Raw genomic sequence first — 23907 nt, 5'->3', positions numbered from 1 at the left:
AGCCAAGCACTTTCGGGCATTCGCGGCGTGGCCACAATGAATGGGCTGAACCCTTCAACGTATCGATCTTTCTTCGGGAGCAAATCATGAAACAGCATATTCTGGTGGTAGGCGCGGGGTTCGGCGGGGTCTGGAGCGCGTTGAGCGCTGCCCGGCTCATCGACCTGCACAAGCGCAACGATGTGCAGATTTCGGTCCTGGCTCCCCAGGCCGAGCTGCGCATCCGGCCTCGTTTCTACGAGCCCGATGTGCATACCATGGCAGCACCGCTTCATGGATTGTTCGATGCGGTGGGTGTGAACTTCGTACAGGGCTCGGCCCACCGTATCGACCCCGATCGCAAGGAAGTAGGCTACCGCGACGCCTCAGGCAGCCAGGCCACGCTGAGCTATGATCGCCTGGTCCTCGCCACCGGCAGCCAACTGGTGCGTCCGGACCTTGAAGGCATGCTGGAGCACGCCTTCGACGTCGATGAGATCGAACAGGCGACGCGCCTCGAAGCCCACCTCAAATCCCTCAAGCACCTGCCAGACAGCCCGGCCCGCAACACCGTGGTGGTCGCCGGCGGAGGCTTCACCGGTATCGAGACCGCAACCGAAATGCCCGCCCGCCTGCGAGCGGTGCTGGGGGACGAGGCAAAAATCCGCGTGATCGTGGTGGACCGCGGCCCCCAGATCGGCGCGTCCCTGGGTGACGGTATCCGCCCGTCGATCATCGAGGCCTCGGGCCACCTGGGCATCGAGTGGATCCTCAACGCTTCGGTCGAGTCGGTGGATGCCGGCGGCGTCACACTGTCTGACGGCCAGCGTATCGAGTCCAACACTGTGATCTGGACCGTAGGGTTCCGCGCCAGTGCGCTGACTCAACAAGTGCCGGGCACCCGGGACCGCCAGGGTCGCCTGCACGTCGATGGCAACCTGAAGGTGCTGGGCCAGAACGACATTTTCGCCGCTGGTGACGTGGCCTATGCCGCAACCGACACCTTGGGCAACTATGCGGCCATGTCCTGCCAGCACGCCATCGCCCTGGGTCGCTATGCCGGCAATAACGTGGCGGCCGACCTGCTGGGCGTAGCACCGATGGCCTACAGCCAGCCCAAGTACGTCACATGCCTGGACCTGGGAGCCTGGGGCGCGGTGTTCACCGAGGGCTGGGATCGCCAGCTCAAACTGGTGGGACAGGAAGCCAAGTCGCTCAAGACCCAGATCAACACGGTATGGATCTATCCACCTGCGGCGGATCGCGCAACCGCCCTGGCAGCGGCCGACCCACTGATACCGGTGGCCTGATCCTTTCGTCCTGACCGGCCGCCACTCTCCTTTGCGAGCCGGTCCTTCCCGAACGCCCGCCCACCCTTTTCAGGCGGGCGTCTTTTTCCTGCTCCGCCATAAACAAGCCTGGATATTGCCATTGCCCAGCAAAATCCGTTGCAAGGCCCGCCCTTCACCCCGGCGGCACGAGGTAAGGTAGGCCAAACCATCCGTATAGAGGTGTGTCGTGGCGTCCTATTCCTTGCGTCAGCTGAAGTACTTCGTCACCACCGTTGAATGCGGCAGCGTCGCCGAGGCCTCCCGCAAGCTGTACATCGCGCAGCCGTCCATCGCCACCGCCGTCAAGGGGCTCGAGGACAGCTTCGGTGTGCAGTTGCTTATCCGCCATCATGCCCAGGGCGTCTCGCTGACCCCGGGAGGCGCTCGTTTCTACCGCAAGGCCCAGGAGCTGCTGCGCATGGCCCGGGAATTCGAGCAGAACGCGCTGGCCGACAATGATGTCGTAAGCGGCCAGATCGACATCGGTTGCTTCGAGACCGTCGCCCCGCTCTACCTGCCCCGCCTGATCGCCGGCTTTCGCCAGCGCTTTCCCGGCGTGGAGATCCGTGTGCAGGACGGCGAGCAGCAGGAGCTGGTGCAAGGTCTGACCGGCGGGCGTTTCGACCTGGCGATTTTCTATGAGCACGACCTCGACAGCACCATCGAGACCCAGGCCCTGACGGCGCCGCAGCGCCCCTACGCCCTGTTGCCGGTGGGGCATCGCTTCGCCGGCCAGGCCCAGGTGTCGCTACGCGACCTGGCCCTGGAGCCGATGATCCTGTTGGATGTACAACCGAGCCGGACGTATTTCGTCAGCATCTTCGAAGAATTGGGCCTGACGCCGAATATCGTCTTCAGCTCGCCCTCCATCGAAATGGTACGCGGCATGGTCGGCCAGGGTTTCGGGTTCGCGGTGCTGGTGACACGCCCCCATTGCACCACCACTTACGATGGGCAACAGGTGGTCTGCGTCGGTATCACCGAAGACGTCACAGGCTCGGCGCTGGTGGCGGGCTGGCTGCGGCGCGCGCACCTGACCAAACCGGCACAGCTGTTCGTGGAGTATTGCCGGGAACAATTCAGGCAGTGGTTGCCGTGAACCCGCCAGGCAGGCCGTGACGAGGAAAAGTCCCCTCGCCACGGCTGGTTCGCCTAGCGGGCCGCCCAGGCGTTGAAACGCTGCTCCAGCTCCTCGCCATGGTCGACCCAGAACTCGGAGTCCACGGCCCGAGCCCCGGCCAGATTGGCTTCGGCGGTAGGCAACTGGTCCCTCACGGCCTCGGGCAGCAAACCCAGCGTCTGGCGATGCACGGGCCCGTAAGGGATATTTTCCGAGAACACTTTCTGGGTCTGGGGCTGGCTGGCGAACGCGATGAACCGCTCGGCCAGGGCCTTGTTCGGCGTGCCCTTGACCACGGCCCAGTACTCCGGGTCATACAGGCTTTGCGGCCAGACGATGCTCAGCTTCATGCCCTCCTTCTGCGCCGAAGCGATGCGCCCGTTGTAGGCGGCACTCATCGCCACATCCCCTGCCACCAGCCATTGCGCCGGTTGGGCGCCGGCTTCCCACCATTGGATATTCGGCTTGATCTGGTCCAGCTTGGCGAAAGCCCGCGACACTCCCTCCGGCGTGTTCAAGACGTTGTACAGCTCCTCTGCCTTGACGCCGTCGGCGAGCAAGGCGATTTCCAGGGTGTATTTGGCACCCTTGCGCAGGCCGCGCTTGCCGGGATACTCGGTGAGGTTCCAGAAGTCCGCCCATGACCTGGGCGCCTTGCCGAGCTTGCTCTGGTCGTAGGCCAGGACCATCGACCACACATAGGTGGCGACGCCGCATTCGTTGAGCGCACCCGGTACGTAGTTCGCCGGGTCGCCCATGGCCGTCAGGTCGAGTTTCTCGAACAGGCCTTCTTCACAGCCTCGCAGCAGCTCGGGGCTTTCCACTTCGACCACGTCCCAACTGGTGTGACCCGCCGTGACCATGGCCTTGATCTTCGACAGTTCGCCATTGTATTCGCCAGCCACGATGCTTCCTGCACCGCTGGCATTGAAGGGTTGGAAGTAGGCCTTGTCCTGGGCCTGCTTGGTGGCGCCGCCAAAGGAAATCACGGTCAGGCTTTGTGGCGCGGCCAAGGCGCTGGTACTCAGCAAAGCCAGGACGCACGCAATGTTGCAACGCAAGGATCTGGACATGAAGCGGTTCCTCGAAATGCCGGCTCGCCCGCACGAGCCAGCGCGGGACTCAGGGGTGACCGTAAGCGCGGGCGGTGCGGTCTACAGCATTACCGGTCTTGTCGACCCGTTCGTTGTTACCCGGGGAGCTCGCCATCGGCACCGTATCCGTCAGGCGCAGTGTCGCGCCCCGGGTTCGCCAGTCGTTGAAGTCGTTCACGCAAGCTCCTCGGCCCAGAAAGGGTGGGGTTCGCTGAGGTGGCGTGCCAATCGATCCATCATGCGATCACAGGCCGCCATCTGCTCGACGCTCACGTATTCATCGGGTTTATGTCCCTGGTCCATGCTGCCGGGGCCGCACACCACGGTGGGGATACCGGCCTGGTCGAACAGGCCACCTTCGGTACCGAAAGCCACCGTGCCAAAAGCGTCGCTGCCGCACAGCTGCGCGACCAGGCGCGCGGCGGCGCTCTTGGGTGACGTCGCCAGCCCCGGGTAGCAAGACAGCTGTTCGAAACGGATGGCGGTGGCGCCATTTACCGCCTGCATGGCCGGCAGAAGGGTCTGTTCGGCAAAGCCTTGCAACTGCGCGACGACCCCCTGCGGAGCGAAATCCGGCAAGGCCCGGATTTCAAAATCGAAACGACAATCGGCCGGCACGATGTTCAACGCGGTGCCTCCCTGGATCACCCCGACCTGCACCGTCGAATACGCCGGGTCGAAGCGCGGGTCATGCCGTGCCGGATCGGCCAGCCATGCGCCAATCTCTCCCAGCCTGCCGATCAGCCGTGCCGCCTGCTCGATGGCGTTCACGCCGTGAGGGGCATAGGCCGAGTGGCAGGCTGCCCCTCTGACATGACAACGCATCGCCAACTTGCCCTTGTGACCGAGCACCGGCTGCAGCTGCGTAGGCTCGCCGATCAGGCACAACGCAGGCTCGGCAATGGACTCGGGCAGTGTTTCCAGCAGGCTGCGTACACCCAGGCAACCGACTTCTTCGTCGTAGGAGAACGCCAGATGCACCGGCCGACGAAGTGGGCTGGCGAGGAACATTGGCACCGCTGCCAGCACCGAGGCCAGGTAGCCTTTCATGTCCGCCGTGCCCCGGCCGAACAGTTTGCCGTCGGCTTCGCTCAGGCAGAACGGATCCACCGTCCAGGCCTGCCCGTCTACCGGTACCACGTCGGTGTGCCCCGACAGAACGACCCCGCCAGGTTCCAGCGGGCCAATGCTGGCCAGCAGGTTGGCCTTGGTCCGCTCGGAGTTGTAGATCAGCTCGCATTCAACCCCCAGGTCCGCCAGGTACTGACGCACGAATCCGACCAGCGCCAGGTTGGAGTCGCGACTGACCGTGGCGAAACCCACCAGCCTGGCCAGCAGTGCGCGACTGCGCAGTTCATTCATCGCCCGGCACTCCATAGCTGGGCGCCAGGGTGGGGTTCAAGGCGCGGGTCAGGTAGTCCTGCAGTTGCGGCTGATAGGCCGTCCAGAGTTTTTCCAGTTCGCCGACAGGATCCTGCTCCGCCCAGTCCACCCGCAGGTCGACGATGGGCCAGGTCAGGTCGTCCACCACCGACAGCGCCGCCGAGTGCACCGCCCCGGCTTCGCCACCCGCTTCCTGGCCGGCTCGCAAGGCCCGCATCAGACGGGCGGCGAGACTGCCCTCGCTGTGCTGGAAGGCCATGACCATCGCGTCGATCACGATATCGTCGGCCAACAGGTTGCCGGCCGCCACGCACTGCTCGCCGGCCAAGGCACGATGAATCCCCAAGGCACGGCTGCCGCTGTAGATCGCCGTGTTGCCCTGGGCATCGATCACTGCCACCTGGCGATACTCGCTATAGCCATTGCGCGCCAGGACACGGTCCACGGCTTCTTGCGCCCCCCGGCCCGTGGCGAGTTCGTCCAGGATCAACGGGCCCAGCGCCGGCAGTGTGATGTTCTGGCTCGACACCGCGCCAACCCCTGCCCGCAACCAGGGGCAGCGGGCACCGACGGCGATACTCGAAGAACTGATGGCGACGCCCAGCTGGCCGGTTTCGGCGCAGCGTCCGACAATGGAAAAAGTCATGGTTCGGTCCTTATTCGGGAATCACGGCGATCACGTCGATTTCCATCAGCCACTGGGGCTGGCCAAGAGCACTGACCACCAGTCCGGTGGAAATCGGAAACACACCCTTGAGCCATTTACCGACCTCCTGGTACACGGGCTCGCGGTAGCGCGGATCGGTCAGGTAGGTGGTGGTCTTGACGATGTGCGTCAGGTCGCTGCCGGCTTCTTCCAGCAATTGCTTGACGTTGCGCATGGCTTGTTCGGCCTGGGCCCTGGGATCGCCGAGCCCCACCAGCCGCCCCTCGAAGTCGGTGCCGACCTGCCCGCGAACATAGACCGTGTTGCCGGCCCGTACGGCCTGGCACAGGTCGTTGTCCAGGGCCTGGTTCGGGTAGGTGTCCTTGGTGTTGAACATGCGGATACGGGTGTGAGTAGGCATCAGCGGACTCCCATCAGGCTGGTTTTCGAGTTGTGCGGATCGATGGCGGGCGCAGGCGAGTCCAGGCTGTCGCTCGGGCGACGATAGGCCAGGTACGTGCGCTGTTTGACGATGTGGTCACTGATATGCCGGGCGTCGTGCCAGACGCCCCAGATGAACGCCGACCCGCGCCGCGACAACCAAGGCAGGCCGACAAAATACAAACCCGGCTCGCTGGACACGCCTCGCTGGTGACGGGGCTTGCCGTTGGCATCGAGGACGTCGACCTTCAGCCAGCTGTAGTCCACCGAATACCCTGTGGCCCAGATGATCGTACCGACGCCAGCCTCCAGCAGATCGAGCGCCAGGATCGGATGGGTCAGGCATGGCGGGTCGGGCGGCAGTTGGCGGGCCTCAGGTTCGAGAGGCAGGTCCAGCCCGTTGCGGGCAATGTAGGCATCAGCGGCATCCAGCAGCGCCAGGTAGTTTTCATCGCCGCGGGCGATGTTCTCGGCCAGGTTCGGCTCAAAGCGAACCTGGCCGCCATCGAACGCTTTCGTCAGGCCCACCAGGGTGATGCCTTCATGGGCGAGCCTGCGGAAGTCCACGGTATGACCGCCACGGGCACCGCTCACGGCAATGGTCACGTGCTCCTTGCCGGGCCGGACAGCCTCGGCATCCCACTCCCCAAGCACCCCCAGCCACCAGCAGAAATCCCGGTTGCGGTAGGACCGGGGTGGACGGTCATGGGCCCCCACGGAAAGGTAGACGCGCTTGCCGGCACGTAGCAACTCATCGGCGATCTGCACACCCGATGAGCCCGCTCCCACGACCAGGACCGCGCCTTCGGACAACTGACCGGGATTGCGATACTGTGCGGAGTGCATCTGGACGATGCCGGCCAGATCAGGTGCGATGGGCGGAATGACCGCCCGCTGGAACGGCCCGGTGGCGACCACCACATGGATCGCCTCGATCAGCCCCTCCGACGTTTCAACGCTGAAGCCGGGACGACCGACATTGCGCTGGACCTTCCTCACGTCCACCCCGGTACGGATCGGCGCGTTGAACTTGCTGGCATAGGCAACGAAGTAATCGGCCACCTGGTCCTTGCCGGCGAAGGCGTCGGGATCGAGCCCCTCGAATTCGAGCCCGGGAAACCGGTCATGCCAGGCCGGACCGTTGGCGACCAGGGAATCCCAGCGCGCCGTGCGCCAGGCTTCGGCAATGCGGTTGCGCTCCACCACGAGGTGAGGCACGCCTTGCCTGCTCAAATGTTCGCTCATGGCCACGCCGGCCTGGCCGGCGCCAATGACAAGCGTATCGATGTGGATCGTTTCAAAGGGCATGTGTGCACTTCCGGCAGTGGGTTCGATTCAGAGCTGCATCGCGACCGCTTCGGGTTCTGTCTTGTTGTTCTGCGGTGTGTTTGGAGCGATGTCGAAGCGATTGTGTTGGCCGGCGGGGATTTGCGAAACGAGGCTTTTTATCGTTGCTGGAAAGGAAAAAGCTGCCTGGGCGCCTGCCTCGAAGACAGGTGCCTGGCAGGCGACTCATGGGTCAGAGAAGTTGCACAGCGAAGGCTGCGCAAAGAAGGGACGGATCAGCCGATAGCTCGGCAAACGGCCTTGCCTCAGGGGCCGACGATGGCCTCTTCGGGCTCGGCCATGGCCACCACCTCCGGCACATAGGCAAACCCCGCCGCCTCCCAATCCCGCCAGCCAGGTGTCTCGTCCGGCAACCAGGGAGACTCGATCGGTTCGATGGGCACCGCAGTCCATTTACCCTCCACCTCAACTTGCCAATACCACCAGGCCTCCACTTTGCCGTCCCGTTCCACGGCCAGCGGCATGAAGTCATCCTGGCCATCGCGCGGCACCAGTTTCCAGTCTGGCCGGAGTTTCTTGCGCACACGCTGCAGGCGCTGTGTCTGCAGATCGAGCAGCACGGCGGGCAATTGGTCATATCCGCAGCCGGGACGAGCACTCTCGTCGCCCACGAACCGGGCGAATCCCAGCGACTGCTGCCCAGCGGCCAGGCGTTCGAGTTCTTCGCCGGTACGCACATGAAAGGTGATCGCCCCCAGGTCCAGGGCACTGTCGCTGAAGCTCACCTGTGGGCCCATCTGGGCGAGAATGTAGAACTGGGCCGGAAATACCGTTTCCTTGAGATTCTTGCCTTCGATGATGTTCCATCGGCAGGTCTTGTTCAGGCGCCAGTTGGCCGGCGAAGCCGTGCTCTTGATTTCCAGCGTCACGCCCCAGCTCAATTGCAGGTCGAACACATCACCATGGGGCTGGACCTGATAGTGCTTTTCGATGCTGCGGGTCAGGTCGCCGGGCCCAGGGGTATAGGTGGTCAACGCTCTCACCGTATCGCCGACGATATCGTCGCAGTGGGCGATGAGTTTTTGGGCCACCAGGTATTCGATCAACACGCCCCGCAACACGGGTACGTTCATGTTGGAGAACGCCCATCGCCAGAAATCGTTGGCCGTATGGGGCGTGACGCGGTCGCCGAAGGAAAACGTGGTGCCGGCATCCAGGAACCGCTTGAGATTTTCGATGTGCATGTCTTCCCTGCCATCCATTTCAATCAATGAAGGCAAAATGATGTCATCTTTCGAATAACAATGTCATTCACCACAAGCTGACAATTGTGTCATCTGCTCCTCAGCTGCCTGTCAGCTCCTCTGCACTACTCTGTTATCCTCCTTTGCAAACCGCTCCACACGAGACCGCTCCCATGGCTAATCCCCTGCATCTGCTCGCCCTGAGCGCCCTGTTCATCTCCACCCTGGCCCAGGCCGCCGAACCGGTGGCCATCGACGTGCACCGCGACGCCAACTGCGGTTGCTGCAAGAAATGGATCTCGCACCTGCAAGAGAACGGCTTCAAGGTCAACGACCATGTCGAAACCGACATGGGCGCGGTCAAGCAGCGCCTGGGCGTGGCAACGAACCTGCGTTCCTGCCACACCGCCGAAATCAATGGCAAGTTCGTCGAAGGTCACGTACCGGCGGATCAGGTACTGGCATTGAGCAAGCGCGACGACCTGCTTGGCCTGGCCGCGCCTGGCATGCCCATGGGCTCGCCCGGCATGGAAATGGACGGCATGAGCGATGCCTACCAGGTGATCGGTCAGAAAAAGGATGGAAGCCAGACCGTGGTGGCGGATTATCCGGCCCACTGACGGAGGCGGCCGGGAACGTTCGGGCGGTTCGATTGCCTGTGGTTAATGTCGCCATAATCGGGTAGCCCCAGGATCGGCCGGTTGCCCCAAGGAGATTGACCATGTCGCGTTTGACCGCCCGCTGGCTTCCCAGCCTGCTGCTGAGCACCCTGCCGCTGTTCGCTCACGCCGCGAATCCCCCCGAAGGCCCTGCCTACGGGCCGCAGCTACAGGGTTTCGAATACCCTTATACCCTCAAGCATTTCAACCTGCAGTCCCAGGGCCAATCGTTGCAGATGGGTTACATGGACGTACCGGCCCAGGGCAAGGTCAACGGCCGCAGTGTCGTGCTGATGCATGGCAAGAACTTCTGCGCAGCCACCTGGGGCGACTCCATCAAGGCCCTCAGCGAAGCCGGGTATCGGGTGATCGCGCCCGATCAGATCGGCTTCTGCACTTCCAGCAAGCCGGACTATTACCAGTACAGTTTCCATCAACTGGCGACCAATACCCAGGCCCTGCTCAAGGCCCTCGGCGTGCAGAAGGCCATTGTCCTGGGCCACTCCACGGGCGGTATGCTCGCCACCCGATACGCCCTGCAATTCCCAGATCAGGTAGAGCGCCTGGCGATGGTCAACCCCATCGGTCTCGAAGACTGGAAGGCCCTTGGCGTGCCCTACCGCACCGTGGACCAATGGTATGAACGCGAGCTGAAGCTCAACGCCGACGGGATTCGCAATTACGAGCGCACCACTTACTATGGGGGCCGCTGGAAGCCGGAGTTCGACCGCTGGGTGGATATGCTCGCCGGCCTGAACAAAGGGCCGGGACACACCCAGGTCGCGTGGAACTCGGCGCTGATCTACGACATGATCTTCACCCAGCCGGTCTACTACGAATTCAAGGACCTTAAGGTGCCGACCCTGTTGCTGATCGGCACGTCCGACACCACCGCCATCGGCAGCGACATAGCGCCACCCGCCGTGAAGGCCAGGCTGGGCCGTTATGACGTACTGGGCAAACAGGTGGCACAGCTCATCCCGCGCTCGACGCTGGTGGAGTTCGCCAACCTGGGGCACGCACCGCAGATGGAAGAGCCGGACCGGTTCCATGAAGCATTGTTGAGCTGGCTGAACAAACCCATCCCCTGACGAGGTGTTCCATGGCGGTGCAGATAGCGGTCATCGATGATTGGCAAAACGTGGCGCGGGACGTGGTGGACTGGTCAGTGCTGGACGACATCGGCCAGGTGACGTTCCTGCATGACTACCCCGCCGACCGCGATACCCTGGCCGAACGCCTCGAGCCTTTCGAGGTGATCTGCGTGATGCGTGAACGCACGACATTCGACGAAGGCCTGCTGCGACGCCTGCCCAGGCTCAAGCTGTTGCTGACCGGCGGCATGCGCAATGCCGCCCTGGACCTCAAGGCCGCCGCCGAGCTGGGTATCCAGGTCTGCGGCACCGAAAGCTACAAGCATGCCGCCCCCGAGCTGACCTGGGCACTGGTCATGGCCCTGAGCCGCAACCTCCTGCCGGAAGCCAACGCCTTGCGCGCCGGTCTGTGGCAGCAAGGATTGGGGGGCGACCTCCACGGCAAGACCCTGGCGATCCTCGGCCTGGGCAGCATCGGCCAGCGCGTGGCGCAGTTCGGCCAGGTGTTCGGCATGCACGTGATCGCCTGGAGCCAGAACCTCACCCCGGAGCGGGCCGCCGAAGCGGGGGTGTCCTATGTGAGCAAGCAGCAGCTATTCGAGCAGGCCGACATCCTCTCGATCCACCTGGTCCTTGGCGAGCGTACCCGTGGGCTGGTGGACGCCCAGGCCCTGGGCTGGATGAAACCCGGGGCGTTGCTGGTCAATACCGCCCGCGGCCCGATCGTCGATGAGGGCGCCCTGATCGATGCCTTGCGCCACAAGCGCCTGGCTGGCGCCGCCCTCGACGTTTTTGCCGAGGAGCCCTTGCCGCCCGGGCATCCGTTCCGGACGCTGGACAACGTCCTGGCCACACCTCACATCGGCTACGTCAGCCGACAGAATTACCGACAGTTCTACGCCCTGATGATCGACGACATCCGGGCCTGGGCCGCAGGGGCGCCGATCCGCTCGTTGATTCCGGCCGGCTGACCGCCCGAGTCACTGCACGGGGGAGTTCGCTCCCCCTTCGCGGCGCTCACAGCGCCATCAAAACGCCTCTATTTTCAACGCCCCCTGATGGTGCAGCACGCCATTGCACCGCGCACGGCGATGAAACACCCCCTCGCCTCCTACTCCTCTTGCGTGACAGAAACCTGCACTTCGTCGGTGCGTATCACCGATTGTCGTGTAAGACATTGCCGCCAAAAAACGTGATTGTCCGACAATTCGACGAAGCGCACCGTAGCGCTCTAGGTTCTGGCCTAGACTGCCAAACCGGGGCAAAAACCGACCGGTCATCCAGACGAAAAAAAGTCGAAACTTTTCGCAGCGGCCACGGGTCAGGTTAGAGGTAGGGCAACGGTGGCTGGTGCAGTCCTTGCAAGTCCTTGCACAGCTCTTTCATCTGATTCGCTTTGCCGCATTGGGCAGCGCTTTGCTCTCCTTGCGTAGCGCTTGTGCGCCTGGCCGCAGGATTCGGCCAATGAAACATCAGCTCTGGCGCTTGCCGGAAACAGATCGAGAAAACAGGAGATATTTATGATCAGTGCTGCCTTGGAACCACAACAAGTCCGCTCACAACTGCCACCGGCGGCAGGATCGCCGACGGCACCGGTGTTGACTACCGGAGGCAAGGCACTGCTCCCCGTCGTTCGACAAAACCCCAACCGCAAGAAGATCCTGTTCGTGACCTCGGAAATCGCCGACCTGGTCAAGACCGGCGGCCTGGGCGACGTCTCGTCCGCCCTGCCCCGGGCCATGGCCGGCCTGCACGATGTCCGGGTCCTGATTCCCGGCTATCCCCAGGTCATGAACAGCGGCAATCCGATCCACATCATCGGCGAACTGGGCGGCCACGCCGCGCTGCCGCCCTGCAAGATCGGACGCATGGACATGGCCGATGGCCTGGTGATCTACGTGCTGATCTGCCCCGAGCTGTATGCCCGCGAAGGTTCGCCATACGGCGCCAACAATGGCCGCGACTGGCCCGACAACCACATCCGCTTTGCCCGCCTGGGCCTGGCGGCGGCGGATATCGCGGCCAACCTTGCGCAGATCCACTGGTGCCCGGACCTGGTCCACGCCCACGACTGGCCTGCCGGACTGGCACCAGCGTATATGCACTGGCGCGGCCAGCGCACCCCGACCCTGTTCACCATCCATAACCTGGCATACCAGGGCGTGGTGAGCCTGGCGTCCTGCCCGGAGCTGGGCATCCCCGAACATGCGCTGCAACAGGAAGGCATGGAGTTCTACGGCAAGCTGTCGTTCCTCAAGGCCGGCATGGCCTACTCCAGCCACATCACCACGGTCAGCGCCACCTACGCCCAGGAAATCACCACCCCGGCGTTCGGTTGCGGGCTCGACGGTTTCCTCGCGGCCAAGACACAGCAGGGTCTGCTCAGCGGCATCCCCAACGGCATCGATGAGAGCTGGGACTCGGCCACCGATACCCACCTGCAGCGCCGGTTCGCCATTGGCGACTGGGAAGGCAAGGCGGCCAACGCTGCCCATGTACGCGAGCTCTTCGGCCTCGACGAGTCCAACGGCCCGCTGTTCGCCGTGGTGTCCCGGCTGGTCTATCAGAAAGGCCTGGACCTGACCGAAGCGGTGGCCGAGTTCATCGTCGAATCTGGCGGTCAGATCGCCATTATCGGTCGCGGCGAGCCGGAAGAAGAGCAAGCCATGCGCGAGCTGGCCCTGCGCTTTCCAGGACGGATCGGCGTACGCATCGGCTTCAATGAAACCGACGCGCGGCGGATGTTCGCCGGCAGCGACTTCCTGCTGATGCCATCGCGCTATGAACCCTGCGGCTTGAGCCAGATGTATGCGCAGCGCTTCGGCTCGCTGCCGGTGGCCCGCAATACCGGGGGGCTGGCGGACACCATCGAGGATGGAGTCACCGGTTTCCTGTTCAACGAGTCCACCGTCGAGAGCTACAAGGAAGCGCTGGGCCGGGCCTTCAAGGTCTTCGCCTTCCCCGAACTGCTCAATGCCATGCGTTGCCGGGCGATGTCGGCGCCTTTCAACTGGCGCAAGGCGGTCGAACCCTACGCCGAACTCTACGAACAACTGGTGGCGAAATCCCTGGGTAAATCCGCCAGACAATGAGGTGATCGATGCCGACAAGGACGCCCGAGACCTGGACCCACGGCGCGATCATGCTTGATACCGAGCACACTCGTTTCGCCCTGTGGGCCCCGGATGCGTTTTACGTCAGTGTCGAACTCGACACTGGAGAATCAATACCCCTGCTGCCACAGGCCAACGGCTGGTTCATGATCCAGACCCGTTGCCCCGCCGGCACCCGCTACCGCTTCAACATCGACGGCGAACTGGAGGTCCCCGACCCGGCCTCCCGCGCCCAGGCCGGCGACATCGACCGCCACAGCGTGGTGGTCGATCCCCACGCTTACCAATGGCGACACACCGGCTGGTCGGGGCGCCCCTGGTACGAGGCGGTGATCTACGAACTGCACGTTGGCGCCCTCGGTGGGTTCGAGGGGGTCGAGCAGCAGTTGGCTCGCCTGGCCGGCCTGGGCGTGACCGCCATCGAACTGATGCCCCTGGCGCAGTTTCCCGGAGATCGCAACTGGGGCTATGACGGCGTGCTGCCCTACGCCCCCCAGGCGTCCTATGGCACGCCGGAGCAGCTCAAGCACTTGATCGACAGCGCCCACGGGCACGGGTTGGCAGTGATCCTTGACGTGGTCTACAACCACTTCGGTCCCGACGGCAACTACCTGCACCGCTATGCCAAGGGTTTCTTCCGGGAAGACCGGCACACCCCCTGGGGCGCGGCCATCGATTTCCGCCGCCGCGAGGTGCGGGACTTCTTCATCGACAACGCGTTGATGTGGGTGCTGGAGTACCGTTTCGACGGTCTGCGCCTGGATGCCGTGCACGCCATCGAAGACCCGGACTTTCTCCAGGAACTGGCCGCCAGGGTGCGCCTGCAGGTCGACCCGACGCGGCATGTCTGGCTGACCGTGGAGAACGAACACAACCAGGCCAGCCTGCTGGAGCAAGGCTACGACGCCCAGTGGAACGACGACGGCCATAACGCGCTGCATGTCCTGCTGACCGGCGAGACCGACGCCTATTACGCCGACTATGCCGAACAGACCACGGAGAAACTGGCGCGCTGCCTCAGCCAGGGCTTTGTCTTCCAGGGCCATATCAACCGCCATGGAGAACCCCGGGGCGAACCCAGCGGCCACCTGCCGGCCAACGCCTTCGTGCTGTTCCTGCAGAACCACGACCAGATCGGCAACCGGGCCCTGGGCGAGCGCCTGCATCAACTGGCCAATCCCCAGGCGTTGCAAGCGGCAACGGTGCTCTTGCTGCTGTCGCCGATGATTCCGCTGCTGTTCATGGGCGACGAAGTGAAAGCCCAACAGCCGTTCCTGTTTTTCACCAGCCATCACGGTGAGCTGGCGGAACTGGTACGCGAAGGTCGGCGCAACGAGTTCAAGGCTTTCAGCGCCTTCGCCGATCCGGAAAAACGCAAGCGGATCCCCGACCCCAATGCGATCGAGACCTTCGAGGCCTCCCGTCCGGCCCTGGAAACCCTTGAACCGGAGCAACTGGCCAATGAGACCTTCTACCGCCAACTGCTGAAGATTCGTCGCGAGGAAATCGTCCCGCGCCTGCCCGCGATACAGGCCCTGGGCGCCGATGTGCTGGGGCACGCTGCGATCAGTGCGCGCTGGCGCCTGGAAGACGGCAGCGTGCTGCGTATCGACCTGAACCTCGGCGACCAGTCGATCGAACATACCGCCCCCGAAGATGTGCGCATTCTTTTCGAACATCCGCCGCAAGCCATGGGTCTGTTGCAGCAAGGTGCACTTGCGCCTTACAGCGCGCTGGTCACCCTGACTCAAGCGGTAATGTCACCGAATATCACTGGAGAGCGCCTATGAGCGATGCACAACTGGAGATCCTTGCCGGGCGAGCGGGCCTGGCAGTGGACTGGATCGACGCCAATGGCCGGGCTCAAAAAGTCTCTCCCGCCGTGTTGCGTTCGGTCCTGACAGGCCTCGGCCATCCAGCCGGCACTGCCCAGGAAATCGACGCCAGCCTGCTGCAATTGCAGCAAGACCAGCAAGACCATCGCCTGCCACCGCTGATCACCGCCGACGTCGGCGTCAGCGTGGACCTGAGTCGCTATTTCGAGGGATCGACGCCCTGTGAAATCCGCCTCGACGATGGCGCGACACTGAACCTGAAACTCGATGCCGACGCCAGGTTGCCGGGGATGGTCCCGGTGGGTTACCAACATGTCAGCATCCAGGACCAGCATTTCACCCTGGCCGTGGCACCGGCCCGCTGCTACAGCGTGGCCGATGCGGTGGACGACCCGACACCCAGGGCCTGGGGCCTGAGCGCGCAGTTGTATGCGTTGCGTCGCCCTGGGGACGGTGGTTTCGGCGACACCCAGGCTTTGGAAGAACTGGCACGTACGGCCGGCGAACGCGGGGCCGACGCCCTGGCAATCAGCCCGATCCATGCGATGTTCAGCAGCGACACCGGGCGCTACAGCCCCTACTCGCCCTCCAGCCGACTGTTCCTCAACAGCCTGTACGCCGCACCGGGCACCATCCTCGGCGAGCGGGCGCTGCGCACGGCCATCGATGCCACCGGGCTGACCAATCAGCTGCGCCATCTGGAAGACCAGCCCCTGGTGGACTGGCCAGTGGCGGCCGAAGCCAAGCAGAAGATCCTGCGCGCCCTGTATGACGGTTTCAACCAGGGCGAACACCCGCTGCACGAAGACTTCGCCAGCTTCCGCCACAGCAGTGGCGAAGCCCTGGAGAACCACTGCCGCTTCGAAGCCCTGCAAGCCGAACGCGCCGCCCGGGGTGAAAGCCTGGACTGGCGCGAATGGCCCGAGCAGTGGCGCAACCCGCGCAGCCCCACCCTGGCGCGTTTCGCCGAGGAGAACGCCGACGAAATCGGCTTCTACGCCTTCTGCCAATGGTTGATCGCCCGCTGCCTGGAGCGTGCCCAGAGCGCCGCCAAGTCCAGCGGCATGGGCATCGGCCTGATCGCCGACCTGGCCGTGGGGGCCGATGGGGCCGGCAGCCAGGCCTGGAGCCGGCAGGACGAACTGCTCGCCTCGCTGACCGTGGGGGCGCCACCGGACATTCTCAACCGTTCCGGCCAGGGCTGGGGAATCTCGGCGTTTTCGCCGGAAGGCCTGGTGCGCAACGGCTTTCGCGCGTTCATCGAAATGCTGCGGGCCAACTTCGCCCATGCCGGCGGCTTGCGCATCGATCATGTCATGGGCCTGCAGCGCCTGTGGGTGATCCCCAACGGCGCGCCCCCCACCGACGGCGCCTACCTCTATTACCCGGTGGACGACTTGCTGCGCCTGCTGGCACTCGAATCCCATCGCCACCAGGCCATCGTGCTGGGCGAAGACCTCGGCACCGTGCCCGATGGCCTGCGGGAAAAACTCAGCGCGCGGGCGATCCTCGGCATGCGCGTGCTGTTGTTCGAACAGGACAACACCCACTTCAAGCCGATCCTCGACTGGCCGGACAACGCCCTGGCAACCACCAGCACTCATGACCTGCCGACCCTCAACGGTTGGTGGCATGGCCACGATATCGACTGGAACGCGCGCCTGAACCTGATCGACTCCCACACCGAGATGGACTGGCGCAGGCACCGCGAGCGAGAACGCGAAGGCTTGCGCCATGTACTGAACCAGGACCCGCAGAACTTCCGCGAAGAACATCGCGAAACCGATCAGGTGCTGGATGCCAGCGTCCGTTTCCTCGGCCACACTCGGGCACCGCTGGTGCTGTTGCCGCTGGAAGATGCCCTGGGCATCGACGAGCAGGCCAACCTGCCCGGCACGATCGACACACACCCCAATTGGCGCAGACGCTTGCCTTGCGAGAGCCAGGCGCTGCTGGATGGCCCGGACGCCGCCCGGCGTCTGGAAATACTCGCCTGCGCGAGACTTCAGGCGAACGAGCGTGACCGATGAAACAGACGTTGATCCAACCCTTGCAGGCCACCTTGCGCCTGCAATTCCATAAAGGCTTCACCCTGGACGACGCGATCCCCCAGGTGCCCTACTTCGCCTCGCTGGGGATCAGTCATATCTACGCATCCCCGCTGTTGAAGGCCCGTGCCGGGTCGATGCACGGCTATGATGTGGTCGATCCGACCCTGGTCAACCCGGAGCTTGGTGGCGAAGCCGCCCTCAGGCGCCTGGTGGCGACACTGCGCGAACACCGGATGGGCCTGATCCTCGACATCGTGTCCAATCACATGGCCGTGGGCGGCAACGACAACCCCTGGTGGCTGGACCTGCTGGAATGGGGACGCCTGAGTCCCTACGGCCAGTTCTTCGATATCCAGTGGCACTCCCCCGACCCATTGATGGAAGGCCAGTTGCTGCTGCCGTTCCTGGGCAGCGATTATGGGGTGGCGTTGCAGGAGGGTACGCTGCGACTGCGCTTCGACCCGAGCCGCGGCAGTTTCTATGCCGAGCATTACGAGCATCATTTCCCCATCTGCCCCATGCAGTACGGCGAACTGCTCAGGCCTGCGCAACACCTGCCATCCGAGCAAGCCGAAGCCCTCAAGGCCCTGGCCGAACGCTTCACCACGCTGAACTACCAGACCGACGCCCATACCCTCGCCCGCCCGTTGCAGGCGCAACTGCGGGACCTGGCGACCCAGCCGGGCATCCTGGCCGCCATCGAAGGCAGCCTGCAAGGCTACGACTCCACGCAGCCCCAGGGCTTCGAGCTGCTGCATCAGTTGCTCGAACGCCAGAGCTATCGGCTCGCCAGTTGGCGCACCGCCGCGGACGATATCAACTGGCGACGCTTTTTCGATGTCAATGAACTGGGCGGGCTGCGGGTCGAACGCCCCGCCGTGTTCGAAGCCACCCATGCGAAGATCTTCGAGTTGATCGCCGAGGGCCTGGTGGACGGGCTGCGCATCGACCACATCGACGGCCTGGCGGACCCACGCGGCTACTGTCGCAAGTTGCGCAGGCGTGTCGATAGCCTGTCGCCTTCGCGACACCTGCCGATCTTCATCGAGAAGATCCTTGGCGATGGCGAGACCCTGCGCCAGGACTGGAAGGTCGACGGCAGCACCGGCTATGAGTTCATGAACCAGGTGTCGCTGCTGCAGCATGACCCGGCCGGCGCCGATGTCCTGGCCGAGTTCTGGAGCCGGAACAGCGAGCGGCCGGCGCACTTCATCGAAGAAGCCCGCCTGGCTCGCCAGCAGATCCTCAACGGCTCATTGGCCGGTGACTTCGAGAGCGTCGCCCAGGCCCTGCTCCAGGTGGCGCGGGACGACGTGATGACCCGGGACCTGACCCTGGGCGCGATCAGGCGGGCCTTGCAGGAGCTGATCGTGCATTTCCCGGTCTATCGCACCTATATCAGTGCCCTGGGCCGCAGCGCCGAAGACGAGATGTTTTTCCAGAAGGCGCTGGCAGGCGCCCGGCAAACCCTCAGCGAAGCCGACTGGCCGGTGCTCGACTGCCTGGCCAACTGGCTCGGCGGCATGGCCTGGCGACAACGTCCACGGGGTAGCCAGCGCAAGCGCCTGCGCCATGCCTGTGTGCGCTTCCAGCAACTGACCTCGCCCGCCGCCGCCAAGGCGGTGGAAGATACGGCGCTGTATCGTTCGGCAGTGTTGTTGTCACGCAATGACGTGGGCTACAACACCGAGCGGTTCAGCGCCCCGCCCCAGGAATTCCACGACGCCTGCCTGGAGCGACTCGAACATTTCCCCGACAACCTGATCACGACCGCTACCCACGACCACAAGCGCGGCGAAGACACCCGTGCCCGGCTGGCGGTGCTCAGCGAACGCGCCGACTGGTACACCGCGTGCGTGGATCAATGGCGCATCCTCTCTCCTTCCCTGCACAGCGATCCCGCGGCCCCCTCCGCCGGCGACGAACTGATCCTGTATCAGGCGCTGCTTGGCAGCTGGCCGCTGGACCTCGACCTGCAGGACCACAGTGCTCTGGCCAACTACAACGAGCGCCTGTGGCAATGGCAGCGCAAGGCCCTGCGCGAAGCCAAGCTGCAAAGCAGTTGGGCGTCCGTCAACGACGCCTACGAACAGGCGACCCAGATGTTCCTCGAACGCTTGCTGCTCGGGGACGAAGGGTTGCCGCTGCGCAGCGCCATCGCCGATGCGGTACAGGCCGTCGCCCCTGCGGGCGCCCTCAACAGTCTGGCGCAAACCTTGCTGCGCATGACGGTGCCCGGCGTACCCGACCTGTACCAGGGCAACGAGTTCTGGGATTTCAGCCTGGTGGATCCGGACAACCGCCGGCCTGTGGACTTCGATGCCCGCCGAGAGGGCCTGCAGGCCGACGACCAGGCGGCAACGCTGGTCCGCGACTGGCGCGACGGCCGGATCAAACAGGCCCTGATCGCCAGGACACTGGCCCTGCGGGCCGAATACCCGCACCTGTTCCGTGAGGGTCGCTATCAACCGCTGCAGGTGGTGGGCGAGCATGCCGGCCGGGTCCTGGCGTTCATGCGCGAGCACGGACAACAGCGGGCGATCGTGGTGGTACCGATCCATGCGGCCCGGTTGCTGGAAAACAGTGCCGAGCCACAGGTGGTTGCATCGGATTGGAGCGATACCCGGGTGTCGTTACCGTTCGCCGCCGAGGATGGAAAACTGAAGGGACTTTTTGCAAGCGCAGCAGTCACACCCCAAGGGGAGCTGATGGTCAGCGCCGCGCTGGGGGATTTCCCGGTCAACATCTTTATCCAATCTTGAGTGAAGTCAGGAGCATCGCGATGAGTACCGACGATAAACGCATCCGAGAGTTTGCCTATCAGATCTGGGAATCCGAAGGTAAACCTACCGGGCAGGAAAAACGCCACTGGGAGATGGCACGCAAGCTTGCCGAGGCCGAAGCGCTGGCACCGAGCAAGCCGCCCAAGGCCGCCGCCAAGCCTGCGGCGAAGGCCGATGGTGCCAAGCCAGCCGCAGCCAAGAGCACAGCCGCCAAGGCCGCCACCAAAAGCACCACGCCCAAGGCCAAGCCGGCAGCCAAACCTTCTGCCAGCCCGGCAGTGGTGCCACCGGCCAGCAAGGCTGCGGATAAAAAGCCGCGCGCGGCGCGCAAGCCCCCAGCGGTCTGATCATCAGGCTCACGGCTTCTCACGTCGCGCGGATGGCGGGGCCAGCTGTCCCCGCCTGATGGCGCGACAGCCGTCAACACAGGTCCGCTGTGCGCCTTAGCGGGGAGTGATCCTTCGCCTTGGCTGCACAGGTCCCGGCCCCAATAGAAATGAACGTATTCCGAGTCAACAGCCTCACTCAATCTGGCTGCCTTTTGCAGGAGCAAACATGACCCGTCCAAAGAAAACCACCCCGCCGCCCGTTATCGAGGCTTCGCGGATTCGCGAAGGGCTGCCTTTCCCCCTTGGCGCGACCTGGGATGGCCTGGGGGTCAACTTCGCGCTGTTTTCCGCCAATGCCACCAAGGTCGAACTGTGTATCTTCGACGCCGCCGGCGAAGTCGAGATCGAGCGTATCGAACTGCCTGAATACACCGACGAGATCTATCACGGCTATCTGCCCGATGCCCATCCGGGACTGATCTACGGCTATCGGGTATACGGCCCGTACGACCCGGAAAACGGTCATCGTTTCAACCCCAACAAATTGCTCATCGACCCCTATGCCAAGCAACTGGTGGGCGAACTCAAGTGGTCCGAGGCCCTGTTCGGCTACACCATTGGCCACCCCGACGGCGACCTGAGCTTCGATGAGCGCGACAGTGCCCCGTTCGTGCCTAAATGCAAGGTCATCGACCCGGCCCACACCTGGGGCCACGACCATCGCGTCAACGTGCCGTGGGACAAGACCATCCTGTACGAAACCCATGTACGCGGCTTCAGCATGCGCCACCCCTCGGTGCCGGAAAACCTGCGCGGCACCTTCGCCGGGCTGATGGTGGACGACGTGCTCGACCACATCCGCAAACTGGGTGTTTCGTCGGTGGAGCTGTTGCCCATCCATGCGTTCGTCAATGACCAGCACTTGCTGCACAAAGGCATGACCAACTACTGGGGCTATAACAGCATCGCGTTCTTCGCCCCGGATCCGCGCTACCTGGCCAGCGGCAAGATCGCCGAGTTCAAGGAAATGGTCGCGCACATGCACGAGGCCAACCTGGAAGTCATCCTGGACGTGGTCTACAACCATACCGCCGAAGGCAACGAGCAGGGCCCCACACTGTCCATGCGCGGCATCGACAACGCCTCCTATTACCGGCTGATGCCCGACGACAAGCGCTTCTACATCAATGACTCCGGCACCGGCAACACCCTGGACCTGAGCCACCCCTGCGTGTTGCAGATGGTCACGGACTCGTTGCGTTACTGGGCCACGGAAATGCACGTGGACGGATTCCGTTTCGACCTGGCGACCATCCTGGGCCGCTATCACGACGGTTTCGACGAGCGTCACAGTTTCCTCGTCGCCTGCCGCCAGGATCCGGTCCTGCGCCAGGTCAAGCTGATCGCCGAGCCCTGGGACTGCGGCCCCGGCGGCTACCAGGTGGGGCGTTTCCCACCGGGCTGGGTCGAGTGGAACGACAAGTTTCGCGACACAGTGCGGGCGTTCTGGAAAGGCGACGACGGCCAGCTTGCCGATTTCGCCAGCCGCATGACCGCTTCGGGGGAGATGTTCAACCAGCGCGGCCGGCGCCCCTATGCCTCGGTGAACTTCGTCACCGCTCATGACGGGTTCACCCTGCATGACCTGGTGTCGTACAACGACAAGCACAACGAAGCCAACGATGAAAACAACCAGGACGGCAGCAACAACAACTTGTCCTGGAACCATGGCGTCGAAGGCCCGACCGACGATCCCGAGATCAACGCCCTGCGCCATCGCCAGATGCGCAACTTCTTCGCCACCCTGCTGCTGGCCCAGGGCACGCCGATGATCGTGGCCGGGGACGAATTCGCAAGGACGCAGCACGGCAACAACAACGCCTACTGCCAGGACAGCGAGATCGGCTGGGTCAACTGGGACCTGAGCGAGGACGGGGCGGCACTGCTGAAGTTCGTCAAGCGCCTGATCAAGCTGCGCCTGGCCTATCCGATCCTGCGCCGTGGCCGATTCCTGGTGGGCAATTACAACGAGGACATCGGCGTCAAGGACGTGACCTGGCTGGCGCCGGACGGCAGTGAAATGACCGTCGAGCAGTGGCAGGACGGCCATGGCCGCTGCCTGGGCATGCTGATGGACGGCCGTGCCCAGGAAACCGGTATCCGGCGCAAGGGTGGCGACGCGACGCTGTTGCTGGTGGTCAACGCTCATCACGATATCGTCAATTTCCGCCTGCCAGAGGTACCCGAAGGTGACTTCTGGACCTGCATGGTGGACACCAACCAGCCAACGATTCGTGGCCAGGAGCGTTTCGAGTTCGGCGCCGAATACTCCGTCACCGGGCGCTCCCTGCTGTTGTTCGAGCTGCAGCGGGAAGAGGAGCAATAACGCCGGCGATAAGAAAGGTTACACAGGGCCAGGCACCGCAAGGACGCGGTGCTCCGGGCTCACGCAGCTCAGTTCGAACGAAAAATTGCAGTTCAGATACACAAGTGACGCGACGAATTGGCCGTCATGGTCAATACTTCCCATGCGGTCGATTCCAGGATTCGGAGTACCGCGAATCGCAGCCAGGCCATCAGGGTTTGTACGAAAGTCGCGCAGGCACCTTTCGTACGAAGCCGGCGGCATCATCGCGCAGTGAGCGCGATGCATGGCTGAAAGATTGAACACAACAAGGATGTCCCCTCATGAAACTTGCCTCTCGCTTGCAAGGCCGGCAGCACCCGCAGATCTGGAACAGTGCTTCCCAACTGGCCGACATTCCCATCATCAGTACCCAGACACTGGTTCCCGAAGGCGCCCGCGCCGTCATCCTCGCCCCACACCCCGGCGACGAGATCGGCGCCTGCGGCGGGCTGCTCCAGTTGCTGAGCAACCTGGACATGCCCATGCTGCTGATCTCGGTCACCGACGGGGAGCTCAGCCACCCCGGCTCACCACTGTGGACCGACGAACGCCTGCGCATCTACCGCCCCCACCCCCAGGAAAGCGTGGACGCCCTGCATCGCCTGGGCGTATCGATCCAGGCTTTGCAGTGGGTACGCGGGGGCTTCACGGAAAAGACCCTAGCCGACCATGAGGCCCAACTGACCGCCTTCATTGGGCATTACCTGCGCCCCGGCGACGTGGTGTTCAGCACCTGGCGCAAGGACGGCGACAGCGACCACGACACGGTCGGCCGCGCCGGAGCCGTGGCGGCCGAGAGCATCGGTGCAACCTTCAACGAGCTGCCCGTATGGGCCTGGCACTGGCCGGCCCGCGAACATGGCAGGATTCCCTGGCACCGGGCGCGCAAGCTAAGGCTGGACGTGTGGACCACTGCCCGCAAGCGCCACGCCATGCATGCCTATGCCAGCCAGCTCAATCGCGAGCCCGCCAGCGGCATCGCCCCCCTGGTGCCCCGGGTCATCCTGGATCGCATGGGTTTGCCGTACGAAATCGTCTTCATCTGAATCGGCTGCGGGTTGGAGCGCCTGCATGCCGAAACGGTCACGCCCCGCGGGCCGGTGCCAGGCGG

General features: G+C 63.9%; 19 protein-coding genes. 12 read left to right on the top strand and 7 right to left on the bottom strand.

What is annotated here, in order from left to right; translation table 11 throughout:
• The first annotated feature begins 86 nt into the window (after positions 1-86).
• Together BW992_RS19655 and BW992_RS19650 are read left to right on the top strand one after the other, a co-directional pair.
• The gene (locus tag BW992_RS19655) at positions 87-1289 is read left to right on the top strand and encodes an NAD(P)/FAD-dependent oxidoreductase (RefSeq protein ID WP_072398449.1); all 1203 of its coding nucleotides are present in this window, start codon (positions 87-89) and stop codon (positions 1287-1289) included.
• A gap of 208 nt (positions 1290-1497) precedes the next feature.
• Entirely contained in the window at positions 1498-2409 is a 912-nt protein-coding gene (locus BW992_RS19650) for a LysR family transcriptional regulator (protein ID WP_072398448.1), read from the top strand.
• Between the two features lie 53 nt (positions 2410-2462).
• Here BW992_RS19650 and BW992_RS19645 read toward each other — a convergent pair whose 3' ends face one another.
• From BW992_RS19645 to BW992_RS19620, 7 genes are all read right to left on the bottom strand, one after another.
• The gene (locus tag BW992_RS19645) at positions 2463-3503 is read right to left on the bottom strand and encodes an ABC transporter substrate-binding protein (RefSeq protein WP_072398447.1); all 1041 of its coding nucleotides are present in this window, start codon (positions 3501-3503) and stop codon (positions 2463-2465) included.
• Positions 3504-3552: 49 nt separating this feature from the next.
• Positions 3553-3702 (bottom strand): hypothetical protein, encoded by a 150-nt coding sequence (locus tag BW992_RS26975; protein WP_156682196.1) that lies wholly within the window; start codon positions 3700-3702, stop codon positions 3553-3555.
• The gene (gene argE, locus BW992_RS19640) at positions 3699-4886 is read right to left on the bottom strand and encodes an acetylornithine deacetylase (RefSeq protein WP_072398446.1); all 1188 of its coding nucleotides are present in this window, start codon (positions 4884-4886) and stop codon (positions 3699-3701) included. Before argE ends, BW992_RS26975 begins: the two co-directional genes overlap by 4 nt.
• Entirely contained in the window at positions 4879-5553 is a 675-nt protein-coding gene (locus BW992_RS19635) for a DUF1028 domain-containing protein (RefSeq protein WP_072398445.1), read from the bottom strand. The genes argE and BW992_RS19635 overlap by 8 nt, the downstream gene beginning before the upstream one ends.
• 10 nt (positions 5554-5563) lie before the next feature.
• The gene (locus BW992_RS19630) at positions 5564-5974 is read right to left on the bottom strand and encodes a RidA family protein (RefSeq protein WP_072398444.1); all 411 of its coding nucleotides are present in this window, start codon (positions 5972-5974) and stop codon (positions 5564-5566) included.
• Positions 5974-7302, bottom strand: coding sequence for a flavin-containing monooxygenase (locus BW992_RS19625; protein ID WP_072459341.1), 1329 nt, complete (start codon positions 7300-7302; stop codon positions 5974-5976). The genes BW992_RS19630 and BW992_RS19625 overlap by 1 nt, the downstream gene beginning before the upstream one ends.
• 284 nt (positions 7303-7586) lie before the next feature.
• Positions 7587-8525 (bottom strand): hypothetical protein, encoded by a 939-nt coding sequence (locus tag BW992_RS19620; RefSeq protein WP_083532850.1) that lies wholly within the window; start codon positions 8523-8525, stop codon positions 7587-7589.
• 173 nt (positions 8526-8698) lie between these two features.
• Here BW992_RS19620 and BW992_RS19615 point away from each other — a divergent pair, with 173 nt between their 5' ends.
• The 10 genes from BW992_RS19615 to BW992_RS19570 all read left to right on the top strand — a co-directional run bounded on the left by BW992_RS19615 (position 8699) and on the right by BW992_RS19570 (position 23842).
• The gene (locus BW992_RS19615) at positions 8699-9145 is read left to right on the top strand and encodes a DUF411 domain-containing protein (protein WP_072398442.1); all 447 of its coding nucleotides are present in this window, start codon (positions 8699-8701) and stop codon (positions 9143-9145) included.
• 101 nt (positions 9146-9246) lie between these two features.
• Positions 9247-10275: an alpha/beta fold hydrolase gene (locus BW992_RS19610; RefSeq protein WP_072398441.1), complete on the top strand. Its 1029-nt coding sequence runs from the start codon at positions 9247-9249 to the stop codon at positions 10273-10275.
• A gap of 11 nt (positions 10276-10286) precedes the next feature.
• Positions 10287-11249, top strand: coding sequence for a D-2-hydroxyacid dehydrogenase family protein (locus tag BW992_RS19605; RefSeq protein WP_076406941.1), 963 nt, complete (start codon positions 10287-10289; stop codon positions 11247-11249).
• A 549-nt stretch (positions 11250-11798) separates the two neighbouring features.
• Positions 11799-13370: a glycogen synthase GlgA gene (glgA, locus tag BW992_RS19600; protein ID WP_072398439.1), complete on the top strand. Its 1572-nt coding sequence runs from the start codon at positions 11799-11801 to the stop codon at positions 13368-13370.
• 8 nt (positions 13371-13378) lie between these two features.
• The gene (gene treZ / locus BW992_RS19595; RefSeq protein ID WP_076406940.1) at positions 13379-15181 is read left to right on the top strand and encodes a malto-oligosyltrehalose trehalohydrolase; all 1803 of its coding nucleotides are present in this window, start codon (positions 13379-13381) and stop codon (positions 15179-15181) included.
• Positions 15178-17256, top strand: a complete 2079-nt coding sequence (gene malQ, locus BW992_RS19590; protein WP_076406939.1) for a 4-alpha-glucanotransferase — start codon at positions 15178-15180, stop codon at positions 17254-17256. The genes treZ and malQ overlap by 4 nt, the downstream gene beginning before the upstream one ends.
• The gene (locus tag BW992_RS19585) at positions 17253-20039 is read left to right on the top strand and encodes a malto-oligosyltrehalose synthase (protein ID WP_072431169.1); all 2787 of its coding nucleotides are present in this window, start codon (positions 17253-17255) and stop codon (positions 20037-20039) included. The genes malQ and BW992_RS19585 overlap by 4 nt, the downstream gene beginning before the upstream one ends.
• Before the next feature lie 20 nt (positions 20040-20059).
• Positions 20060-20407 carry a DUF2934 domain-containing protein gene (locus BW992_RS19580; protein WP_072398435.1) on the top strand — a complete coding sequence of 116 codons (348 nt, stop codon included), beginning with the start codon at positions 20060-20062 and terminating at the stop codon, positions 20405-20407.
• A gap of 208 nt (positions 20408-20615) precedes the next feature.
• The gene (glgX, locus tag BW992_RS19575; protein ID WP_072398434.1) at positions 20616-22775 is read left to right on the top strand and encodes a glycogen debranching protein GlgX; all 2160 of its coding nucleotides are present in this window, start codon (positions 20616-20618) and stop codon (positions 22773-22775) included.
• Positions 22776-23077: 302 nt separating this feature from the next.
• Positions 23078-23842: a PIG-L deacetylase family protein gene (locus BW992_RS19570; RefSeq protein ID WP_072398433.1), complete on the top strand. Its 765-nt coding sequence runs from the start codon at positions 23078-23080 to the stop codon at positions 23840-23842.
• Positions 23843-23907 lie beyond the last annotated feature (65 nt).

Origin of the sequence: Pseudomonas sp. 7SR1 (genome assembly GCF_900156465.1) — a bacterium.
Lineage (GTDB): Bacteria > Pseudomonadota > Gammaproteobacteria > Pseudomonadales > Pseudomonadaceae > Aquipseudomonas.
This window is presented reverse-complemented; position numbering and strand designations above follow the sequence as displayed.